Origin of the sequence: Scytonema sp. PCC 10023 (assembly GCF_963920835.1) — a bacterium.
In the GTDB taxonomy this organism is placed as follows: Bacteria; Cyanobacteriota; Cyanobacteriia; order Cyanobacteriales; family Nostocaceae; genus Kalymmatonema.
In genome coordinates this window covers 1-284 of record NZ_CAWUDP010000383.1, presented here as the reverse complement: position 1 = coordinate 284, position 284 = coordinate 1, and the positions used below count along the sequence as shown (strand labels likewise).

The 284-nt window shown below is 47.9% G+C and carries 1 protein-coding gene; it reads left to right on the top strand.

Annotated features, from left to right (window positions below):
* On the top strand, nucleotides 1-284 hold a 284-nt coding region (locus tag ACM0OZ_RS49295; protein WP_414590227.1), incomplete at both ends, for a condensation domain-containing protein.

Genomic DNA, 284 nt, shown 5'->3' with positions numbered 1-284 from the left:
GTCACGGCGAAGTTTGATTTGACTGTGTCAATGCAAGAGACACAACAAGGTCTCAAAGGGTTGTTGGAATACAACACCGACTTGTTCGACGCCTCCACAATCACCCGAATGCTTCGGCATTTTCAGACTTTGCTCCAAGGGATTGTTACTCATCCCCAACAACGAATTTCTCAATTACCCCTGCTGACCCCAGACGAGCAGCATCAGCTACTGGTAGAGTCGAATATCAACCAGACCGATTTTCCCCAACACACCTGTTGTGTCCATCAACTGTTTGAAGCCCA